This window comes from Mycoplasma sp. Z386 (assembly GCF_054343375.1).
Map to the genome: position 1 here is coordinate 1 of NZ_JBTGVC010000034.1, position 2,869 is coordinate 2,869.

Here is a 2,869-nt window from a genome sequence, read left to right on the forward strand (position 1 = left end):
AATTTTACCAGTGATATCACTGGTAAAATGTGTCCCAATAAATTGTCCCACTTTATATCACTAAAAAAGGGACATTTTGATTAATAATTTACATTGTTTTAATAAAACACCACTAAATTTTGAAGTGGTGTTTCTTTATTCTTTAAAGCTATTTTTTTATAAATTCTCTAAATTCTTTGTAATTTAAGAATTTGCTTTTTATTTGTAAATTATTTAATTCATCATTTGAGAATAATGATTTAGAAATTTTAAAAGCAGTATAACTAAAAGTTGGTCAAAAATACTCAGTAGTTTTAAAAATAGGTTCTTCTTTATTTTTGCTCTTTAAATATGAATAATGTTCTAAATCTGCGGAATTAAAAATTAATTCATTTTTATTTTTTTGTACTATTGAATAATAAGGAATCTCAATTTCAAAATTATTTATCTTATTAAAATCTGAATCTGAACTTTTATACAAATTTTGAAAAGTGGCAAATAAATCTCTACTTTTAGCAAAATTATTGAAAATATATATATTGTTATTTAAGTCTAATTTGTTTAAATAAATTAATAAATTTTGATAATTGATTGAATTATATAGATTTTCGTTTTTAAATCTCGCTTCATTTTTTTCTTCTTTATACTTTTCAATATAAGATGCAAAAATATCTTTTATTTGCTTAATATCTTCTTCATTTTGAATAATATAAAATTCTCGCAATTCATTTTTGGTGTTTTCGCTATTAGTTAAGAAAGTAAAATTTTTATTATTTTTTATAATTTTACTTTCTTGATATTTATTAAATTCCTTTTTATATATATTATATTGCTCACTTTCATCAATTGAGTGTGCATTTATGTTACAAGAAACAAAAGTTGTTAATACAGAAATGGGCAAAATAAATGAAAAAAATAATTTATTTTTTAACATAAGATAACGCTAATAAATCATCTACTGAATTTTTAAATAAAGCTGATTCTTTATTTAAAACTCTTAATCTATAATCACCAGTTTCATTTACTTTGTATCTAATAAATTCAACATTAGAATCTTTTGAATTAATTTCAACAACCTTATCTCATGTATTATTTTTTAATTTTTTTTCTAAAATTAAATTATAATTAGAAAATTTTAAATTATTTTGTCTTTTTATTGTTTCTTCTTTTTTTAATTGTTTTGATGAAATATGTTTTTTATTCCAATCATCTTTTTTTCAATAATTTCAAAATTCTCATCATCCTACTTCTGGGATTTTTTCCTCTTCTTTTAGTAAACCTGCATTATAACTTCAAGCAATAGATGCTTGTAATGTTTCACCTTTATTTAAATGAATATTTTCAGAAGTTAATACATATTTTTTTTCTTTATCTTCAAAAGGAATGGAAACTGTTTTTAAATTATTTTTAGCCTCTAAAATTTTTGAGTATTTAATTAAGCCAGCACCTATTTTTTTATCCAAACCATTTGTATTTTTTACAATGGCTCCATTATAATCTTCAGTATCAGCAGATGTAGTCAGAATTGATTTATAAATTAAAGGATTTAAAATTCCAAAATCTAAATCTTTTGTTCTCATTAATAGAGAAATAACTCCAGTAACAATCGGTGCAGAATAACTTGTACCAATTAATGTTTTTTCTGGTTTATCATTGAGAAATAAAGTTTCCCCAGGAACAACAAGAAGTGGGTGAGGTAATTCTTTATCTTTTTCATGCAATAAATAATTTGAGAAATCAGACTTTAACATAATATTATTATCAAAATCATAATAAGATGAACCTACTACAATATTATTATATGCTTTTTTGTATGAATTTATAAATTCATTTCCAGTTTCTCTTTCGTCATCATTATTTCCTGAACTAAAAACATTTATAATTCCATATTTTCTAGCAATTGTGTTTAAAAATTCTTCTGCTTCTTCATTTTCATCGTTATCTCCGTTAGTTCCATAACTATGATTTATCACTTTCACTTTTCTTTCTAAAATTAATCACTCTATTTTTTTCTCCATTCATTTCAAGAAGAAAAATTAGCGTAATTTTTTGAAGAAAATCTATCTATTCCTTCATTTCCTGTGGCGATTGAAGTTACGTTTGTACCGTGATTTGAAACATTAGAATCTAATTTATCAAAATCTTTAGCAACAATTAATCTATTTTTAAAATTGCTATTATTTATATTTAAATTGTTTTGATCATCTTTTGTTCTGGTCTCCATTATTCCAATATTATTTTCGTTTTTTATATAAAGGTTAGAATTATTTTCTTTTTGTCTTTCATCATATATTTCTATTAATTTAAACAATTTTTCAAAGGAAATATTGTTATATTTAGAATCCTTTTGTTCTTGCTTGTATTCGCTTTTATAATAATCTGGAATATAATTCTTAATAGTGTTAAAATTATCAACAATATTTTTTAAAGAAAATTTATTTATTTTTAAATTGTTTTTTAACTCTTTATCAATAAATTCTATTAATAATTTTTCTGAACCATAAACTCAAATTTTTGGTTCAATTAAACTAAATTCAAATTTTAATAGTTTATTTTTTTCTGCAAATTTTGAAATATATTTTAAATTTTTATTTTTTCAAAACTCGGTGTTATTTGATGATTTGTCTTTCTCGTTTTCTGATGAATTATATGTAAATTCAATATATTTTTGACTGTTATTGTCGCTTTTTTCCTTAAAACTTATTGTAGGAAAAATGGTGCTAAATGTAATAATTGGTAAAGATAATGTCATTAAAAATTTCTTTTTGATACTTTTTTTCATATAATCTCCTTTATGTTTTTTACAATTAAATTATAGCAAAAATTCATAAAAATTCCCGTCTTTCCCAGTTGACGGGATTTTTTTATTTTTTTTCGCATATTTAATACT

At 21.7% G+C, this 2,869-nt stretch carries 3 protein-coding genes; all 3 read right to left on the minus strand.

Going from position 1 to position 2,869, the window contains the following annotated elements; genetic code table 4:
* Positions 1-148 precede the first annotated feature (148 nt).
* From ACXX85_RS03915 to ACXX85_RS03925, 3 genes are read right to left on the minus strand one after another with little or no spacing between them, the layout of a single operon-like run.
* Positions 149-913: a hypothetical protein gene (locus ACXX85_RS03915; protein ID WP_458557717.1), complete on the minus strand. Its 765-nt coding sequence runs from the start codon at positions 911-913 to the stop codon at positions 149-151.
* The gene (locus ACXX85_RS03920) at positions 900-1,997 is read right to left on the minus strand and encodes a S8 family serine peptidase (protein WP_458560680.1); all 1,098 of its coding nucleotides are present in this window, start codon (positions 1,995-1,997) and stop codon (positions 900-902) included. The genes ACXX85_RS03915 and ACXX85_RS03920 overlap by 14 nt, the downstream gene beginning before the upstream one ends.
* Positions 1,982-2,761 (minus strand): hypothetical protein, encoded by a 780-nt coding sequence (locus ACXX85_RS03925; RefSeq protein WP_458560681.1) that lies wholly within the window; start codon positions 2,759-2,761, stop codon positions 1,982-1,984. The genes ACXX85_RS03920 and ACXX85_RS03925 overlap by 16 nt, the downstream gene beginning before the upstream one ends.
* Positions 2,762-2,869: the final 108 nt, after the last annotated feature.